Origin of the sequence: Clostridium acidisoli DSM 12555 (genome assembly GCF_900176305.1) — a bacterium.
Lineage (GTDB): Bacteria > Bacillota > Clostridia > Clostridiales > Clostridiaceae > Clostridium_I > Clostridium_I acidisoli.
On record NZ_FWXH01000013.1, the window covers coordinates 34,270 to 54,262 of the forward strand.

General features: G+C 31.0%; 10 protein-coding genes and 1 other annotated feature. All 10 genes read left to right on the forward strand.

Annotation, left to right across the window (positions count from 1 at the left end; genetic code table 11):
• Positions 1 to 188: 188 nt before the first annotated feature.
• The 10 genes from nrdD to B8978_RS14000 all read left to right on the forward strand — a co-directional run bounded on the left by nrdD (position 189) and on the right by B8978_RS14000 (position 19,928).
• Positions 189 to 2,300 carry an anaerobic ribonucleoside-triphosphate reductase gene (gene nrdD / locus B8978_RS13955; protein WP_084116659.1) on the forward strand — a complete coding sequence of 704 codons (2,112 nt, stop codon included), beginning with the start codon at positions 189 to 191 and terminating at the stop codon, positions 2,298 to 2,300.
• Positions 2,275 to 2,823 carry an anaerobic ribonucleoside-triphosphate reductase activating protein gene (nrdG, locus tag B8978_RS13960; protein ID WP_423236725.1) on the forward strand — a complete coding sequence of 183 codons (549 nt, stop codon included), beginning with the start codon at positions 2,275 to 2,277 and terminating at the stop codon, positions 2,821 to 2,823. Before nrdD ends, nrdG begins: the two co-directional genes overlap by 26 nt.
• Positions 2,824 to 2,973: 150 nt before the next feature.
• Positions 2,974 to 3,660, forward strand: coding sequence for a response regulator transcription factor (locus tag B8978_RS13965; RefSeq protein ID WP_242950566.1), 687 nt, complete (start codon positions 2,974 to 2,976; stop codon positions 3,658 to 3,660).
• Positions 3,660 to 4,979 (forward strand): sensor histidine kinase, encoded by a 1,320-nt coding sequence (locus B8978_RS13970; protein WP_084116661.1) that lies wholly within the window; start codon positions 3,660 to 3,662, stop codon positions 4,977 to 4,979. Before B8978_RS13965 ends, B8978_RS13970 begins: the two co-directional genes overlap by 1 nt.
• 106 nt (positions 4,980 to 5,085) lie before the next feature.
• Positions 5,086 to 8,616: an efflux RND transporter permease subunit gene (locus B8978_RS13975; RefSeq protein ID WP_084116662.1), complete on the forward strand. Its 3,531-nt coding sequence runs from the start codon at positions 5,086 to 5,088 to the stop codon at positions 8,614 to 8,616.
• A 125-nt stretch (positions 8,617 to 8,741) separates the two neighbouring features.
• A complete protein-coding gene (locus B8978_RS13980) occupies positions 8,742 to 9,665 on the forward strand; it encodes a CPBP family intramembrane glutamic endopeptidase (protein WP_084116663.1) in 924 nt (307 codons plus the stop codon).
• Between the two features lie 60 nt (positions 9,666 to 9,725).
• Positions 9,726 to 9,941: a binding site (T-box leader), on the forward strand.
• 68 nt (positions 9,942 to 10,009) lie between these two features.
• A complete protein-coding gene (ileS, locus tag B8978_RS13985; protein ID WP_084116664.1) occupies positions 10,010 to 13,117 on the forward strand; it encodes an isoleucine--tRNA ligase in 3,108 nt (1,035 codons plus the stop codon).
• A gap of 217 nt (positions 13,118 to 13,334) precedes the next feature.
• Complete coding sequence (locus B8978_RS13990; RefSeq protein WP_084116665.1) at positions 13,335 to 14,339, forward strand: LacI family DNA-binding transcriptional regulator; 1,005 nt, start codon at positions 13,335 to 13,337, stop codon at positions 14,337 to 14,339.
• Between the two features lie 121 nt (positions 14,340 to 14,460).
• Entirely contained in the window at positions 14,461 to 18,516 is a 4,056-nt protein-coding gene (locus B8978_RS13995; protein ID WP_242950567.1) for an AAA domain-containing protein, read from the forward strand.
• A gap of 158 nt (positions 18,517 to 18,674) precedes the next feature.
• The gene (locus B8978_RS14000; RefSeq protein ID WP_242950568.1) at positions 18,675 to 19,928 is read left to right on the forward strand and encodes a methyl-accepting chemotaxis protein; all 1,254 of its coding nucleotides are present in this window, start codon (positions 18,675 to 18,677) and stop codon (positions 19,926 to 19,928) included.
• The last annotated feature ends 65 nt before the right edge of the window (positions 19,929 to 19,993 follow it).

Below are 19,993 nucleotides of genomic sequence, written 5' to 3' on the forward strand. Positions count from 1 at the left end.
TATAGGTCATGTGCCCAAAATAGCAAAGAGGTAATGTATATAAAAAACAGATTATTTGAAAGATAAAGCGGATAAATATGAGGATAAAAAGCTTTGGCATTTTATAAAAGAAAATTTACAACTTGCTATAAATTTTTTACTATTGTATAATATGGACTACAATATATAGTGTTCGGAGGGAATATAATATGCTACATGTAGTAAAAAGGGATGGCAGAGAGGTCGAGTTTAATTCTGTCAAAATTAGTAATGCCATAAAGGGTGCAGCTGAAGAAATCGGTATCATTATTAAGGTCAGTGAAGTTTTATCAGTCACACAACAAGTTATAAAACAACTTGAAGAAATGAATTTAGAATACATAACTGTTGAAGAAATACAAAATATAGTTGAAGAAACTCTTATAAAAAAAGGATTTAAAGATATAGGGTTTGCATATTCAAACTATAGAAAAGAAAGAACAAAGGTTAGAGACATAAAATCAGATTTGATGAAGGCAATTGGACAAATAGGCGTTGAGACAGATAGGGATAATGCAAATGTTGGAAACAACTTTAGTTCAAAACTTTTAAGAATAGCTAGTGAATCTAATAAATGGCACAATCTTGCAAAAATGCCTAAAAGGCTTGCAAAGGCACATGAAAATGGAGATGTGTATTACCATGATTTAGACAGCTACAACTTAACTACTAACTGTTTACATATACCAACAAAGGAAGTTTTGGAAAAGGGATTTAATACGGGTTACGGATATATAAGACCACCAAAAAGGATAGAATCTGCGGCAGAACTTTCATGTATTCTTTTACAATCAACCCAAAATGACATGTTTGGAGGACAATCTCATCCTGATTTTGATAATGACATGGGAGAATTTGTTGAGCCAACGAGACAGCAAATAAGAAATGAACTTTTAGAGATGTCGGTAGATGAATCAAAGATAGAGGAACTAGTTGAGAAGAAAGTTATAAGGGCTATTCAGCAGGCTATGCAAGGTATAGTTTACAACCTTAATACTATGCACAGTAGAGCAGGATCTCAAGTACCATTTTCATCAATAAACCTTGGAATACCAAATGATAAGGATGCAGCACTTGTATGTGAAATATTCCTTAAAGAGTATGAAAAAGGTTTAGGAAAGGGAGAACAGCCTATTTTCCCTAACATAATATTTAGACTTAAAGAAGGCGTAAATAGAGAAGAAAATGATCCTTATTTTTATCTATACAAATTAGCTTGCTCAGTTGCGGCAAAGAGAATGAATCCTACATTTATGAATATTGATTCTAGCTTCAATAAGAAATATTACGATGAGGGTGTAATACCAGCAACAATGGGGTGCAGAACTTATGTATGCTCAAATATAAATGGAGAAGCAGGAACTAAAGGAAGAGGAAATATTGCACCAACAACTATAAACCTTCCAAGAATAGGAATATTAGCAAAGGGAAATGTAGATAAATTTTTTGAACTTTTGGATGTAAGACTTAATTTAGCAAAAGAAAGTCTTTTAGATAGATATGAAAAACTTAAAAAATTAAGAGTTAAAGATTTACCATTTGTTGCAGGACAAGGTCTAATGAAAGGCGGAGAAGATTTATCTCCAGATGACTCTATTGAGCCAATATTAAAGCAAGGAACTTGGGGAATTGGGTTTATAGGACTTGCAGAAACATTAGTAGCCATAAGAGGAAAGCATCATGGAGAGGATAAAACTTCAAGAGAACTTGGTGAAAGAATTATAAGATATATTAGAGAGTATACAGATAAGACGACGCTTGAAACAAGACTTAACTGGAGTTGCTATGCAACACCTGCAGAAGGTCTTAGCGGTAAGTTTATAGTAAAGGATAAGGCCATATTTGGTGAAATACCAGGAGTTACAGATAAAGAGTATTATACAAACAGCTATCATGTACCTGTAGGACATCCGATTTCTATAAAGGAAAAAATCGATATTGAGGCCCCTTACCATGCAATGTGTAACGGAGGACATATAAGTTATATAGAACTTGATAATTATCCTGATGGAGACACTATAATGGACATAATAAATTATGCATATAAGTGTACAGATATGAGCTATATGGGAATTAATTTTCACATAAGGTACTGTAAATCTTGTGGAACCTATCTTTACAATGGAGAACATGAATGTCCAGAATGTAATAGCACAGATATTCAAGGTGTATCTAGAGTTACCGGATATCTAAGTCTTGATGAAAGATTTGGAATAGGTAAAAGTGGGGAAAGAAGAGACAGAATATCACAAGAAAATGGGAAACATGTTTACAATGTGTAAGGATGAAATCAGGCTTGCTGGTGTTATACATGAGAGTTTAAGCAATGGACCAGGGCTAAGACGAGTATTGTTTTCACAAGGATGCAAACATGAGTGTGAAGGTTGTTTTAACCTCCACACTCATTCCTTTAGCGGTGGTCAGATATTTAAGATAGACAACATTGTTAGGGACATTTTAGAAAATCCAATGTTAAGAGGGGTAACTTTTTCAGGAGGAGATCCTCTAGAACAAGCAGAAGCATTTGCGGGTATTGCTAAAAAGGTAAAAGCAGCTGGTAAAAACATATGGGTTTACACAGGGTATACATTTGAATATGTTATTGAAAATAGGCATGAAAGGCCAGGCTTTGATGAACTTTTGAAAAACATTGATGTGTTAGTTGATGGAAAATTTGATATAAATAAAAAAAATGAGAGACTTAAATTTAGGGGATCAAGTAATCAGAGAATAATTGATGTTAAAAAAAGTCTTGAGAAGTCACAAATTATTGTTTTAGATTATGACAAAGGGAAAAATTTATAGGATTCATATAAATATAAGGATATTACAAAGATAATGTAGTATTCTTTATTTTTTTATTATATAGTAAATCAAATATAAAATTTAATTTTTATTTTATATTTGAGCTTTATAATATTAATATTAATATTAGTGAAATATTAAAATAGAGAGGTGAAAAAATTGACAAATAGAGTGTTAATTGCAGATGATGACAAAGATATAGTTGATATCATAGCTGATACATTAATGGATGAAGGATATTTTGTAAGTTGTGCTTATAACGGTTTACAAGTTATTGAAATAATGAAAAGCGAAAAAATTAATTTGTTTATACTTGATATTATGATGCCAGAAATGGACGGACTTGAAACGCTACGTCAAATTAAAAAGAAAACAGATGCTCCTGTGTTAATACTTAGTGCAAGAGGACGTGATATAGATAAAGTTGTAGGGCTCCAAATAGGTGCAGATGATTATGTTGCAAAGCCATTTTCTATGGATGAACTTGTTGCAAGAGTTAACGCACATTTAAGGCGTGAACAAAAAAGGGGCAGAACAGAAGAAATTGTAAAAATAGGCAATGTAGAACTTAATAAAACAACCTGGCGGGCATTTGTTAATGGTTCACCTTTAGATCTTTCTACAAAAGAATTTCAAATTCTTAGTTATTTATTTGAAAACAAAAACAGAGTGCTTACAAGAGAACAAATATATGCGGCAATTTGGAAGGATCCTTATGCTGGAGATTTAAACACAGTTACTGTACACATTAAAAATTTACGCTCTAAGTTAGGCAAGGAAGGCAAACAAATTAAAACAGTATGGGGCATTGGATATAAGTTGGATGGTGATGTTTAATGAAAAAGTCCATTCGGTTTAAGATGTTTATAGTCCTTATAATGATGTTTATATTTTTTATAGCAACACTTCTATTTAGTTTCTCGATTTTTTATAGATATGATTTTAGATATAATGTAGCTAATGAACAAGTTAGGTATGGTGATATAGTTTCTATGCTTGCACAAAAATCATCAAAATGTAAAGATGAAAAAAGTATAGAGAGGGTACTGTCTACATATGCTACTAATAAAATGCAGGTTGAACTGCTTGATGAAAATGGAAAGGTATTATGGTCGTCAGGAAATTTACCAGCTATGATTAAGATATCAGCAAAGGACTATGTGATTACTGGAGGAGTAGTTCGGTATGGCATACGTATAAATGGAATATTAATGCCGAGGTTTGAACTATTAAAAGAGTACTCCACAAGATATTTATGGATTGTTTTATCTTTGTTATTTTTAATATTCTTGCTTATTGCGTTATTCCTTCATTTATCAATTACAAAACCAATTTTTGAACTTTGTAAACGAATGGGGAATAATCCAATAAAGTTAAAGTTAGAAAAAAAAGATTATAGAGAAGATGAAATAGGCATACTAGAAAAGGGATTTGATGATATGATTATCCGCCTTAAAGATGTAGACAGACAGCAGCAAACCATGCTGGCAGCTATTTCTCATGATTTAAAGACCCCGCTTACCTCAATTATAACCTATACTGAAAGACTAGCATTAGGAAAAGTTATTGATATACAGAGGCAGCAGCATTATTACAAGGTGATTATGAGCAAAGCTAATGATATCCGAAATTTGATTGATAAGTTTCAAGAGGCAGCAATGATTGTAGCTTTGCAGGATGACGCAGACTATAAAATTGTATGTGCTAAAGAGTTTTGGCAATCTATATTTGAGCCATATATGGAAGAATGGGAAGATGTAGATGCAAAAATTGAATATGTCTGCAAGCTAAATAGTGAAGATTTTTTAAAGGTAGACAGCGCTTCTATAAAGAGGGTAATAGAAAATGTTATAAGTAATGCTGTAAAATATGGAGATAAGCCGCTAGTAGTACATACAATCATAGAGAGTTTGGGGGATAAGATCCATATTAGAATTGAAAACAATGGTACAGAAGTTCCTAAAGAAAATTTACCATATATTTTTGACCGTTTCTATCGTGTTGAGCCATCAAGATCACGTAAAAAAGGTGGTAGTGGACTTGGGCTTTTTATATGTCGCGAAATTATAGAAAAGCATGCTGGTAGCATAAGCGCGTATAAACCTGAAGACAATGGCTTTGGAATTGAGATTATAATGCCTAAATATAAATATTAAGTTTTCTTTATATTTATTATATTTTTATTTAATTTATGCTCATTAAGATGAATTATACAGAGGTATATTTGTATAATTCATTTTTTTAATAAACGGAGGAAACAATATGAAAAACTTTACTAAATTTTCTATGAAAAATACATTTGTAATATTGCTAGCAGTTATACTTATAGCTATAGGTGGAATTTACTCAGCAATGGGAATAAAAGAGGAAGCTATGCCTAATATTAGTATACCTGTAGTAACTATTTATACTGTATATCCAGGAGCTAATCCAAGTCAAGTTTCAACGGACGTAACAAAGCCCATTCGTAGCGCGTTATCTGGAATTGAAGGAATAACGGATATTAAGGGAATATCTAATCAAAATGTTTCTATAATTCAGGCAAATTTTGATTACTCTTCGGATATTGATAAAGGGTTAAGAGATATTGAAGATGCTATGAATAAAGTAACCTTACCAAGTAGTGCTCAAAAGCCTAATATTGCAAAGATAACAATGGGAAGTTTTCCTGCAATGACGTATTCAATTCAAAGTAGTAAAAACATAAATGATTTGACTAAATTTGTAAACAACACTCTTGAACCAGGTCTAAATAGTGTAGCTGGGGTATCTAGCGTTGATGTAAAAGGTTTAAATAATGATAATGTTTACATTAAATTAGATGAACAAAAAATGAAGGATAACAATATAACTCTTCAACAAGTTCAAAATATAATTAGTACTAACAATATAACATCTCCTCTAGGAAATAAGGAAATAAATCAAAAAGATTTTGCTGTAACTATGTCTAATGGGTTTAGTAATATAAATGACATTAAATCTATTCCAATTATAGTTCAACCTGATACTTCTAAGATTATTGGGGATAGCTTTAGTCAAATTCAACAAGGGATGAATCAGATGGGAACTGCCATAGGAGATCTTGGTCAGTCAGTATCTCAAATGGGTCAACAGATGGGAAGTCTTGCAGAAGGAACCAAAGCAGCTACGAATACACTAGGAAATATGATTAGTAGTAATACTCAATGTATTGGAATATTAAGTGTAATACAGCAGCAGGAAGCTATTATTCTTAATGAACAGACAGTTTTAAGCAATACTAAAGCTACAGCACAAGACAAAGAAAACGCTAAAAAGACTATAGAACAAGCTAATTCTGTTATTCAAAGCTCCACAAACTCATTAAAACAAATTTTAGCCTCAGAGCAGGAAGCAGGGAAGGCGTTAAGCAGTAATGGATCAAGTTCAAAGCCAACAAGTAGTATAAATAATAACAGTAATATAAGTAATGGAAAAAGCACAGGTACCAGCAGTTCAATAAGTATGGATAATCAAGTAAAGGTAGTTTTTTTAAAGGACATTGCGGATATAAGCAGCGGTTCTGAAGATAATGGTTATTATGTTAGATCAAATTATAAGGATGGAATGGTACTTAATATATACAAAACCGATGATTCAAATACAGTTCAATTAGCAAATGATGTGTCAGAGAAGATATCAGATATTTCAAAGAGTAATAAGGATATAAATTTCAGCAAAATAGATGACTCGTCAAAAACAGTAAAAGATTCGGTTGATGGAATGATGGATGAGGGTATAACAGGTGCAATTTTTGCAATGATAATTATTGCATTATTTCTTAGAAATTTAAGATCAACAATTATTGCAGTTGTATCTATACCTCTTTCAGTTCTTATAGCACTAATTGTTATTCCAAGGTTTGGTATAACATTAAATACAATGTCTTTAGGAGGTATTGCTGTTGCAGTCGGAAGAATTGTAGACGACTCGATTGTTGTAATAGAAAACATATATCGAAGGCTAAGCCTTTCAAAAGAAACGGATAATGCTGCATTAATTGAAGAGGCAACAAATGAAGTGGGTTCAGCTATTGCTGCGTCTACAATAACTACTGTAGGAGTATTCTTACCTCTAGGCTTTATTTCAGGACTCATAGGAAAAGTATTCGTACCATTTGCATATACAGTAGTAATATGTATACTTGCATCACTTTTAGTTGCACTTACTGTTGTTCCTGTTATGAGCAGATTTATGTTATCAAGGAGTAAAATTAAACATACTGAGAAAGAAGGAGTAATTGCTCTTGGTTACAAAAAAATATTAAATAGTGTATTAAATCACAGAATTGCTGTTTTAATAGTATGTTTTATGACCTTAGTTTTATCATTAGGGTTCCTCAAAAAGATAGGTGTACAATTTATGCCTACATCCAATAGTAATGTAATAAATGTTAAAATGACAATGCCTGTTGGAACTTCTGCAGATAAAACAAATGAAGAAGCGATAAAATATGAAAAATATCTTAAGGGTAGAAGTGATGTTGTGGATGTTGCCAGTGTTATAGGAGATACAAGTAGTAGTAACACTAGTGTTTTATCTAATCAGGCTTCTAATGTTGGAACTTTTACTGTAGTTTTAAAAGAAAATGAGAATATAGATAAGGCTGTAAATGAATTAAATGAAGAAGCTAAAAAATATAGCAGCAATGGTGAAATTATGACTGTAACACCAGAGAGCTCTACAGGTACTCAGTCAGATAACGTTCAAGTTGTTATAAATGGAAATAATGTTGATGACATAACAAAGGCAGCAGGAATAATTACTAATAAACTTAAAAATATGAGCACTTTAAATAATGTAACAAATAATATTTCTGAGAAAAGTCAAAAAATATCAATAGCTGTTGATCCTAATAAAGCTGCACAAAATGGGATAACGCCTGCTAGTGCTGCACAAATCGTCAAATATTATCTTGGGTATAGTAAAGTAACTACAATTAACGAAGACTCATCAAATAATACAAATACGGTTGATGTAATGCTTGGATATAATTCACAAGATATTGACAGCATAGACAAAATAAAAAATTTAGTAATACAAGGTTCAAATGGTGACGTGAAGATTGGAGATATTGCTAATGTTAATTATGCAGATGGTCCTGCTACAATTTCAGAGCTTGATGGAAATCAATATGCTGAGGTAGATGCAAATATAGTAGGCAATGATACGAATAAGGTTACTAAAGAAGCGAAAGGTGAGATTGACAGCATAAAGAGATCACTTCCAATAGGGATAACTTATGATCTTCAAGGTAGTAATAAAAGCATTAGCGATGGATTTTCACAGATGGCAATGGCAATGGTTGTAGCAGTTATGCTTGTTTATATAGTAATGGTTATTACTTTTGGAGAGCCAATAACGCCTTTTGCAATTTTATTCTCGCTTCCGTTTGCAGGAGTAGGAGCAATTACTGCATTGTATATTGCAAAGCAGCCATTAACAGTATCGGGCATGATAGGCATGCTTATGCTTATAGGTATAGTTGTTACTAATGCTATAGTACTTCTTGATAGAGTAAAGACATATAGAGCTAATGGCATGGGGGTTAAAGAGGCTCTATTAGAAGCTGGAGCTGTAAGATTAAGACCAATACTTATGACCGCTATATCAACAGTAATGGCATTAATTCCGCTGGTACTTGGATTTTCCCATGGGAATCTTATATCTCAAGGACTTGGTATAGCAGTTATGGGAGGACTTGTATTTTCCACTATATTAACGTTAATTATAGTACCTGTCATGTACAGTATCCTAAATGGATTAAAAAAATAAACAGATTTTTTAAGTGGCTAGATAAAACATTTATTTAGCTACTTATTTTTATATAATAATTGCCGTAAAAAGGAATATAATATACAATGTTGTTATACTAAATTTTTGAAATTAGGGAGAGTTCTATGAAAAAAATTTTTGGCGTAAATTTATACTTTTTAATATTAGTATTACTTCAGGTGTTTGGTGGATATATTTTAACTCCATTTGCATCTTTTTTACATGGAAGAATATGGCTTAGTCTATTAGTTACACAGATAGTATTTCTTATATTTCCTTTATTGATTTATTTAATCGTAACAAGACAGCCGGTGTTAGCTACATTAAGATTAAAAAAGCTTAAGCTTAAATATTTGCCAAGCGTAATAGGAGTATCTTTTTTAGTGTATCCTATAGCAATTTTTTTAGGCCTTATTACAAATTTATTTTTTAAAAATAATGTGACTGAGGTGCTCCAAAAAATGAATTCTTTGCCACTATGGGCATTTGTATTAATCATAGCGTTAACTCCAGCAATATGTGAGGAAATGACTATGAGGGGGATTATACTGTCTGGTTACAATAAAATGGGGACGGCTGGGGCTGCAATTATTACTGGATTTTTATTTGCTGTATTGCACATGAATCCGCCACAGTTTTTATATACCTTTGCACTTGGAATTATTCTTGTGTATTTAGTTAGGTTAACTGATTCTATTTTTGCATCTATGATTTGTCATTTTATGTTTAATGGGATTAATGCTTCTATATCTTGGTTTGCAGCAAGACATTCAGTAAAAGGGAACGATATAACTTCAATGGACCCAATGCTTAGAAATTTTGCTATAGGCTTATATTTTATTCTAGCTGTTATGGCAGTAGTGGGTATTGTATTTGTAATTAGACATATTAAAAACATAAGTACAGAAAATGAAACAATACATTTAGATAAAGTGGATGGAACAGTAGCAATAGAAAGTGACAATGTGGTATATAAGTTTATAGCATATTTGCCAATACTAATAAGTGTGGTATTCTATATAGTATATGCCCTTAACAGGGCTAATTGACAAAGAAACTATATTATAATATAATGTTAGAAAGTGAAAATTAAATAAATTAATTGTAAACAAATAGCTGTGATTAGGAAAAGTAATTATTCTAAAAGTTTTAAGCGAATGGGGACGGTGTAAGCCCATAACAAATAGGATAATAAAAATCACCTAGGAGCTGATGGCTGAAAGTTTAAGTAAGCTTATTCGTAATTCTGCGTTAAAGAATAGAGTATATTTGTGCTTGAAAAGATCAGTTAATTAGGTGGTATAGCGAGTTACTTCGTCCTATTTTTAGGGCGAAGTTTTTTTATTATTGTAAAATTATATTATAAATGCATATATGAGAGGAGATCTAGACTATGTATAAAAGAGTTGATTCTTCTAAATCCTTTGTGGATATGGAGAAAGATGTTTTAAAGCTTTGGGATGAAAAAGAAATAATTAAGAAAAGCTTTGAATCAAATGAAGATGGTGAATACTTTACTTTTTATGATGGACCACCAACAGCTAATGGAAAACCACATGTTGGTCATGTTATTACAAGAGTAATGAAGGATATAATACCTAGATACAAAGTAATGAAAGGTTATAAGGTATTAAGAAAAGCTGGATGGGATACACACGGACTTCCTGTTGAACTAGAAATAGAAAAAAAGCTTAAAATATCAGGAAAACCACAAATAGAACAATATGGTGTAGAAAAATTTGTTACAGAGTGTAAGGAAAGTGTATTTTCTTACGTAACACTTTGGAGAGAAATGTCTGAAAAATTAGGATATTGGGTAGATATGGATAATCCATATGTAACATATCATAATGAATATATAGAGTCAGTTTGGTGGGCATTAAAAACAATGTGGGATAAGGACCTTTTATACAGAGGTCATAAAATCGTTCCTTACTGCCCAAGATGTGGAACAGCACTTTCATCACATGAAGTTGCTCAAGGTTATAAAGATGTTAAAGAAGCAACTGCTTTTGTTAAATTTAAGGTGCTTGGAGAAGACAACAAATATTTACTTGCATGGACAACAACTCCTTGGACATTACCAAGTAATGTAGCTCTTGCAGTTAATAAAACTTATGATTATGTGGAAGTTATTAATAATGAAGAGCATCTAATTCTTGCTAAAAACCTTTTAAGTGTACTTGAAGGTGAATATGAAATTGTAAAAGAATTTAAAGGTGAAGAACTTCTAGGAATTCAGTATGAACAGTTATTTAAATATGAAGTTCCAGAAAAGAAAGCTTTTTATGTTGTTCATGGTGATTTTGTAACTCTTTCTGATGGTACAGGAATAGTTCATATTGCTCCAGCTTATGGTGAAGATGATAATTTACTTGGTAAAAAATATGATTTACCACTAATAAATTTAGTTGATCTAGAAGGTAAATTTGTAGATGAAGTTGAACCTTGGAAAGGTTTATTTGTTAAAAAAGCTGATCCTAAGATACTTCAATATATGGATGAAAACGGAACACTTTATAAATCAGAGAAGTTTACTCACTCATATCCACATTGCTGGAGATGTGACACTCCACTTCTATATTATCCAAAGGATAGCTGGTTTGTAAAAATGACTTCTTTACGTGATAAATTAGTTAAATATAATAATAAGATAAATTGGTATCCAGATAATATTAGAACAGGAAGATTTGGAAAATTCGTTGAAAATGTTATAGACTGGGGTATAAGCCGTGATAGATATTGGGGAACGCCACTTCCAATTTGGGAATGTGAATGTGGTCATAGAGAATGTATTGGAAGTATAGAAGAGCTTAAAAAGAAGGGTAAGGATGTCCCAGAAAATATAGAACTTCACAAACCATACATTGATAAGGTTAAGTTAATTTGTCCTGATTGCGGTAAGGAAATGAATAGAGTGCAAGAAGTTATAGACTGCTGGTTTGATTCAGGATCAATGCCATTTGCACAACACCATTATCCATTTGAAAACAAGGAAGTTTTTGAAAACAACTTCCCAGCACAATTTATATCAGAGGCAGTGGATCAAACAAGAGGATGGTTCTACACATTACTTGCCATTTCTACAGCTATTTTTGATACAAATCCTTTTGAAAATTGTGTTGTATTAGGTCATGTATTAGATAAAAATGGTTTGAAAATGTCAAAGCATAAAGGAAATGTTGTAGATCCTTTTGATGTACTTGAACATGAAGGCGGAGATGCAGCAAGATGGCATTTTTATACTTCTAGTGCACCATGGCTTCCAACAAGATTCTCGGAAGAAGATGTAGCTGAAACTCAAAGAAGATTTTTAAGTACACTTTGGAATGTTTACTCATTTTACGTGCTTTATGCAGAAATAGATAAATTTAATCCATTAGAGTATAAAGATTTTACATCGGATAATGTAATGGATAAATGGATTTTGTCTAAATTAAATACCCTTGTAAAAGAAGTTGAAGGAGATTTTGAAGGCTATAAAATAACTCAAGGTGCACTTGCTATTGAAAATTTTGTAGATGAACTTTCAAATTGGTATGTAAGAAGAAATAGATCAAGATACTGGACTACTGAACTTACAGATGACAAAATAGGTGCGTATACTACATTATACAATGTATTAGTAACGTTATCTAAAGTTGCGGCTCCATTTATACCATTTATGACTGAACAAATTTATCAAAGCTTAGTACTCGCAATAGATGAAAAGGCTGAGGAGAGTGTTCATTTATGTAAATGGCCTGAATATAATAGTTCACTTGTAAATAAAGAACTAGAAGCTCAGATGGATTTAGCATATAAAGTTGTTAAGCTTGGTAGAAGTGCAAGAAATGCTGCTAACATAAAAAATAGACAGCCACTAAAGGAAATGCTTTTAAGCACAAAAGCACTTCCAGAATATTATGGAGACATTATAAAAGATGAACTTAATATTAAAGAAATTGTATTTGGTGCTGATCTTTCAAAATATGTTAGTTTTGAAATAAAACCTAATCTACCTGTATTAGGTAAAAAATATGGTAAACTTATACCTGGAATAAAAAAAGCAATTGGTGAAAAGGATCAAATGGAACTTGCACAGGCTATTAATTCTGGAGAAACAGTTACTGTAGAAGTTCAGGGAACTGAAATTGAACTAAGAAGCGATAATCTTCTTGTAACTATGCACGGACTTGAAGGGTTTGCATTTGCTGGAGAAGGCGAACATGGAATAGTCCTTGAAACAATAATAACAGAAGAACTTAAAGAAGAAGGTTATTTGAGAGAAATATTAAGTAAAGTCCAGAACTTTAGAAAAGATAGTGGATTTGAAGTTGCAGATAAAATAAAAATATATGTTTCTGACAATAAGATGTTAGAAGATATTATTAAAAAGTTTGAAAGTAATATAATGAAAGAAACATTAGCAGTAGAAATTGTATATGATTCAGAAAGAGAATATACAAAGTTCAATATTAATGGCGAAGAATTAAGTTTAGCTGTCGAAAAAAGAGCTTAAGCGTATATCTCTAAAAAATAAAATGTGATTTTTATAGTTAAAAGCTATGTTTATTGAAACTTAGGTAGAAATAAACATAGCTTTTTAATATATAAAACTTGTAAAATAGATATAATTCAAGTAATATTGTATAATAGAGAGTATTTATTAAGGGATAGTAATGAATACGTTTATAGATAAGTGTAAGTGCAAATATAAATTTAGGAGTTGATAAAAAATGGCAGCTTCAATAAAAGATGTAGCTAAAGAAGCAGGTGTATCAATTGCAACCGTTTCAAGAGTTCTTAATGATGTAGATGTAGTAAATGAAGAAACAAAGAAAAAGGTAATAGAGGCAATAAAAAAATTGGATTATAGACCTAATATTGTTGCTAGAAGTCTAAAAACACAGAAAACAAGAACTATAGGAATAGTTGTACCGGATATTTCAAATCAATTTTATCCAGAAATAGTTAGAGGAGCAGAGGACGTAGCCAATATATACAATTATAATGTCATACTTTGTAACACTGATTTAGATTCTGAAAAAGAAGTGGAATATCTAAAAGTTCTTCGAGAAAAAATGGTAGATGGTGTAATATATATGAGTAATTCCATGGAAGATGAAATTATAGACACACTTAATAATTTAAAACTACCAACAGTACTTGTTGAAACAAACTCAAAAAATAATGAATTTCCGAGTGTAACAATAGATAATGAAAAGGCAGCTTATGATGCAACTACATATCTTATTAAAAACGGAAATAAGAAAATTGCATATATTGGAGTAAATCCAGATTCAGCTAATGCAAGTGGACTAAGGTTTTTAGGATATAAAAAGGCCTTAGAGGATAATGGAATTAAGTATGATGAAAAATTAATTCAATTTGGCGGACTTAAAGCTGCAGATGGAAGAGACGGTATGGAAGTAATAATAAACAAGGTTAAAGATATAGATGCAGCCTTTTGTTGTAGTGATGAAATAGCAATGGGAGTTATAAATACTTTAAGGGATAAAGGAATAAAAGTACCAGAACAAGTTGATGTAATGGGATTTGATAATATATATGCGGCATCTATTTATTATCCTAAACTTACAACTATAGAAGAGCCTATGTATGATATGGGATCTGTAGGAATGAGGATGCTTATTAAACTAGTTAACAAAAAGGAAATTGAACAGAAACATTACGTATTAGATCATAAGTTAATAGAAAGAGATTCAAGTAAAAGATCATAAATTTATGGTCTTTTTTTATTTGCTCAAAATATATTAAAAAATAAAAAATATATTCCATTTATTGTAAAATATGTTATAATAATTTAAGCGATAGTTATAGTAATTTATGGGAGTGATAAAAGTGGAAAGTACAACTAATAATGTAAAAAAATTATTAACATATTTGCTTAGCATAAAAAACATGGATGAAGAATTTATAAGAAACATTAATGAATATGAAAAACTTTTTTGGAGTACTGATTTAAAAAGCAGCAATGAAGTATTAAAAGAAGATAGTGATAAGGATGAATTTTGGTTTTGCATAGATAAGACTGATAAGAATATGTATGATGAGTTTTTCCAGCTATATACACTGAAACAAAAAGATGATGAAAATCATGAAATAATATGGGCGGATTATATACTGGCATGGGAAAAAGATGACAAAAAAATTGTACATCCACTTGTCACTACAAAGTTAGAGCTTTCTTTTGATGCAGTTAATGCAAGATTTTTTCTTAAACCATACGATTGTAAAATGAAAATGGAGCTTGATATATTTGCTGGGATTAATATAGCTAATATAAATGAAATATTGAAAATAAAAGAGGAAATAGAGAATAGTAGCTTAGATTTCAGAAATTTAGAAGAGGTGTCAAGTATATTAAATAAAGTAGTACATTATTTAAGTTCAAACATAAATGAAAGTGGTGAAATACAAAAAAATTCAGGTAAAGCTGATAATTTTAAAATAACAGGATGTCCAATTATATATAATTCACCACTTGTAATTGTGAGGAAAAGTGATCATAGATTGTGGCATAACGAACTTGTAAATATATTAAAGCTTATTGATGATGGATATCAGATTCCACCTACAGTAGCATCAATTGTTAGTTCAGATAAAGTAAAAGAAGACATAAAAGATAAAGCACAGTGGGTTGGTGTAGGGAAGGACATTTTATTTCCACTTCCTAGTAATGAGGAACAAAGAGAAGTGGCAAGAAGGCTTGCAGAGGACTTTGGATTGGTTGTGGAAGGTCCACCAGGAACAGGTAAAAGTCAAACCATTGTAAATCTAATTTGCCATCTTTTAGCTCATGGTAAAAGAGTTTTAATAACAAGCCAAACTGGTAGGGCATTAAGGGTTTTATCTGAAAAAATTCCTGAAGAAATAAAACCACTGTGCATTAGCATATTAGGTGATGATGCAAAAGCTCTAAGAAATGTAGATGATTCTTTAAGGATAATTACTGAGAATTTATCTATGGATCCTAAAGACTTAAAAGCAGATATAACTTCATTACAGAGAGATTTAGATAGTTGCAAAAAAAGACAACTGGAGCTTTGCGAGAAACTAAATGAAACCGAAAATATTGAAAGTAATAAAATCAATGTTAATGGGAATCTACTTTCACTTATTGATGTGGCTAGGTGGGTGAAAGAAAATGATGAAGATTTTGCTTGGATAGAAGATAATATAAAATTTGATTACAAGTGCCCACTGACGGACGATGAATTCTCTTACTTAGTTGATCTTCTAGATGAAATTGATGAAGATGACTATATACAAATAAATAGGTTTAAAAAGGTTTTGAACCAGATGCCAAGCTATAGTGAGATTTATGAAAATATAAGTAAATTTAAAGATATTAACGAGAACTATGAAGTGTATATAAACAATCTAAAAGACTGGTCGATTTCATATAATTGCAAATTAGACTATATAAAACTTTTAAATGTCTTAACTAAGGCTGAAAAGCAAATGGATAAAATAGAGGGATCATGGCTTAAAAAAGTTATGAATGATTATTATAATAGTGAGATTATTAGACCTGTTTTAAAACATTTATATATGAGGAGCAGTGTTTATATAAAAGATTTATCTGAAATTCAAAGGAGACTTACCGTTCATAATATAGTACTTCCGAGCGAAAAGCCATTTGAAGTGTTTAAAAAAGATTTTAAATTTATATATGAGCATATAAAGAAAAATGGAGACATTAGCAAATTTTTTATAAAGACACATAAAAAATACAAATATATTTTTGATAATTGTTTTGTAGATGACAAACCAATTATACAAAGAGAAGAAGCTGAAATGATAAATCTCTATATAAGTAAAAATAAATTAGAAAGAGATTTTATGAATTTATGGAATAATAATATGAAGGACTACGAAAGTTTTAAGGTAAAGGACTTTAATATTAATACAATGATGGTCTTAGAGGAATGTATAAGAGGGTTAAGTACAATTGTTGATTGGAATATGGATATTAAGAGCAAGGTTATAAAAGAAATGGGTGATTTAATATTCCTAGATAGCATGGATTGGTACGACAAAAAAACTTATACTTATTTAAAAAACATAGTTATAAGCCTAAAAAATATTAATGAGTATTTAAGAATTAAAGCATACATTTTAAATGTAAAAAAGATGTGCCATGGACATGAATACTTCAATGCATTAGAAACGGCTATAGAACATATGAATCTAAAAGAAATTAATGATGCATATAAAGAGATAGATAGACTAAAAATGATGATTACTAATGTGGAGGATATAGAAGCAAATTTAAATAAAATAAGAGATAAAGCACCAAAATTTTCAACAAAACTTATAGGCAGCAAAGATAGAAGTAAATTTAAAAATTTTAACAAGGCTTGGAACATATCAAGATTTAAAAGTCTACTAAAAAAGGCACATAACATTAGACCTGAATTAGTAGAAAAATTATTAAAAGAAGAAGAATTTAAAGAAAGTATGTTAATAGAAAAAATTGTTTCTAAAAGAGCTTGGTATAAGCAAATAATAAATACTTCAGATTTACAAAGAAAAAGTTTATATGCTTGGATTCAGGCAGCTAAGAGGATAGGGAGAGGACGAAGTAAGTTTGCAGATAAATATAGAGACATTGCACAAAGGGAAATGGAGGCTTGCAAAGATTCCATACCAGTTTGGATAATGCCACTTAACAAAATTATTGAAAATATAAAAGTAAATAATAATCCTTTTGATGTTGTAATTTTTGATGAAAGTAGTCAGTGTGATATATTTTCAATTTGTGCTCTATTTAGAGCAAAGAGGGCGGTGGTAGTTGGGGATGACAAACAAATTAGCCCGCAACTTGTAGGCGTGGACCAAGGCACCGTAAACAGTTTGATAAATAAATACTTATTGGAAATACCACATAATGAATGTTTTGATTTAGAAACTAGCCTTTATAATACAACACTTAGATCTTTCCCAAGTAGAATTTTACTTAAGGAACACTTTAGATGTTTGCCTGAAATTATAGGTTTTAGCAATAAACTATGTTACTCAAATGAAATAATTCCTTTAAGGTATAACTATGGACAAAATGGATTAGGTGCACCTATAAAATTTGTTAAGGTTACAAATGGGCAAAGGGATAAAATTAAAAATATAAATATGGAGGAAGCTAAGTTAATAAGTGAGAAAATATATGAGTGTTGTGGAAATAAAAAATACGATGGCATGACTATGGGAGTTATATCTCTTCTTGGTGACTCGCAAGCTGATATTATTGAAGGATTAATACGGGAACAAATTGGTGAAAATGAAATGTTAAATAGGAGAATAGTATGTGGTGATGCATATTCATTCCAAGGAGATGAAAGGGATATTATATTCTTATCAATGGTAGTAGGTGACAATGTAAAATTTACAGCACTTACGAGAGAAGTTGATATAAGAAGATTTAATGTTGCAGTAAGTAGAGCGAAAAATCAAATCTGGCTTTTTTGTTCTATAAATTTGGAAAATTTAAATCCAGAGTGTGTGAGAACAAAACTCTTAAGATATTGCTTAAATCCAGCTATAAACAATGAAACTATTGATAAGGAGCCTAAAGTTTTTAAAAGTAATTTTCATAAAAATGTGTTTAAAAAAATAAAAGACAAGGGTTATAGAATAACCTCTTGCGAGGAACTAAAACATTATAATATAGACTTTGTTGTGGAGGGAAGTAAAAGCAAGATAGCAATAATATGTAATGGAAGTAAACAAGATAATATGGATTTTAAAAATAAATATGAAAAAAGAATGACGCTTAAAAGAGTTGGCTGGACATTTTATAAAATAAATGAAAGTGAATTTTATATGAATGGAGAAAAAGCTATGGAAGGCTTATGGAGTAAATTGGACTTCTTAGGTATAGAAAAAATCATTGCGTAGACGCCGTTAAATGTGTTAATATTGTAATGAAAATACATATAAATACAAAAGATTTATGGCTGATGACTTTTGTAGTAGGTTTTCTTGTAAATGTTTTAATATACAAGATCTAAAATATGCTGAAAAGTTACATTAACATATTTCAAGGGGGGATACTTATGAAATTAAGTGCTAAATTGTGGTTACGTATTATGTTTCAGTCATTATTGCTTATTGTTTTATTAGGTGTTATTATGGATGTTCAAGGTACGCCTAGTAACATTTTAATAAGAACATTAGGTATTTATGCTGTAATAAATATAATAGTGTCATTGTTTATTTCAATGTTGAGTTCAAGACTTATTTCTAAGCCTTTAACAGGATTTGCTAAAACTATGAAGAAGATATCTGGTGGAGACTTCACAGTAGAAATTAAATCAAAAAGCAACGATGAAATAGGTCAATTGGGAACATTAATGAGTGATACAATAAAAAGCATTAGAGATTCTATTTCTGGTGTAAAACACAATGGACTGGAAATTAATGAGTCAGCGTCAGCACTTTCTGAAACTTCCAATGAGATGGTTACAGCAGTAAATGAAGTTTCTAGTGCAATACAAGAAGTAGCAAATGGAGCTAGTTCTCAGGCACAAGACTTAGTTGATGTGGTAAATTTAGTATCTGACTTAACAAAAGAACTAGATGCTACTAAAGATAGACTCGTTAAAGCAACAAAAGAAGTAAAAAATGCTGAGGCGAAAGCAGTGGATGGCAACAGCCAGGTTGATGTTCTTATTGGAACTCTAGTATCAGTAAAAGAAGCATTTGATAAGGTAGTTGAAAAAGTAGATAATCTGTCAGGAGCTGTTTCAAAAATTGGAAACATTACAGATGCTATAAATGATATATCGGAACAAACCAATTTATTAGCCCTTAATGCAGCAATAGAAGCAGCAAGAGCCGGTGAACATGGAAAAGGCTTTGCAGTAGTTGCTGAAGAAGTTAGAAAACTTGCAGAGGAATCACAAAAATCATCAGAAGAAATTATGAATTTAGTTAAAGATATAGGAAATGAAACTAAAGAAGTTAAAACAACTTCTGATAGTGTGGGAGATTTACTTGATGGGCAGGCAGAGGCTGCAAACAATACAGCTATAGTTTTATATGACATTGTTGATGCTGTAAATGCGGTTGTGCCATTAATGGATGATGCAAACAGCTCTATCAATACTGTTGTAGCTGCAAAAGACGAAGTACTAAACAAAGTACAGTCTGTTTCAGCAGTGGCTGAAGAAGTTTCAGCATCCTCAGAACAAATATCAGCATCTTCACAGGAAATGCTTGCATCTGCTGAAGAGGTAAAAAATCATTCAGATAGGGTCGATCAAGTTTCAAGGGATTTAAGAGAAAAAGTTGAAAAATTTACTGTATAAATTAGAAGAGCTTGCAAATTTGTGGGCTCTTCTTTTGTTTTAAAAATAATTATTGGTCAATCGTC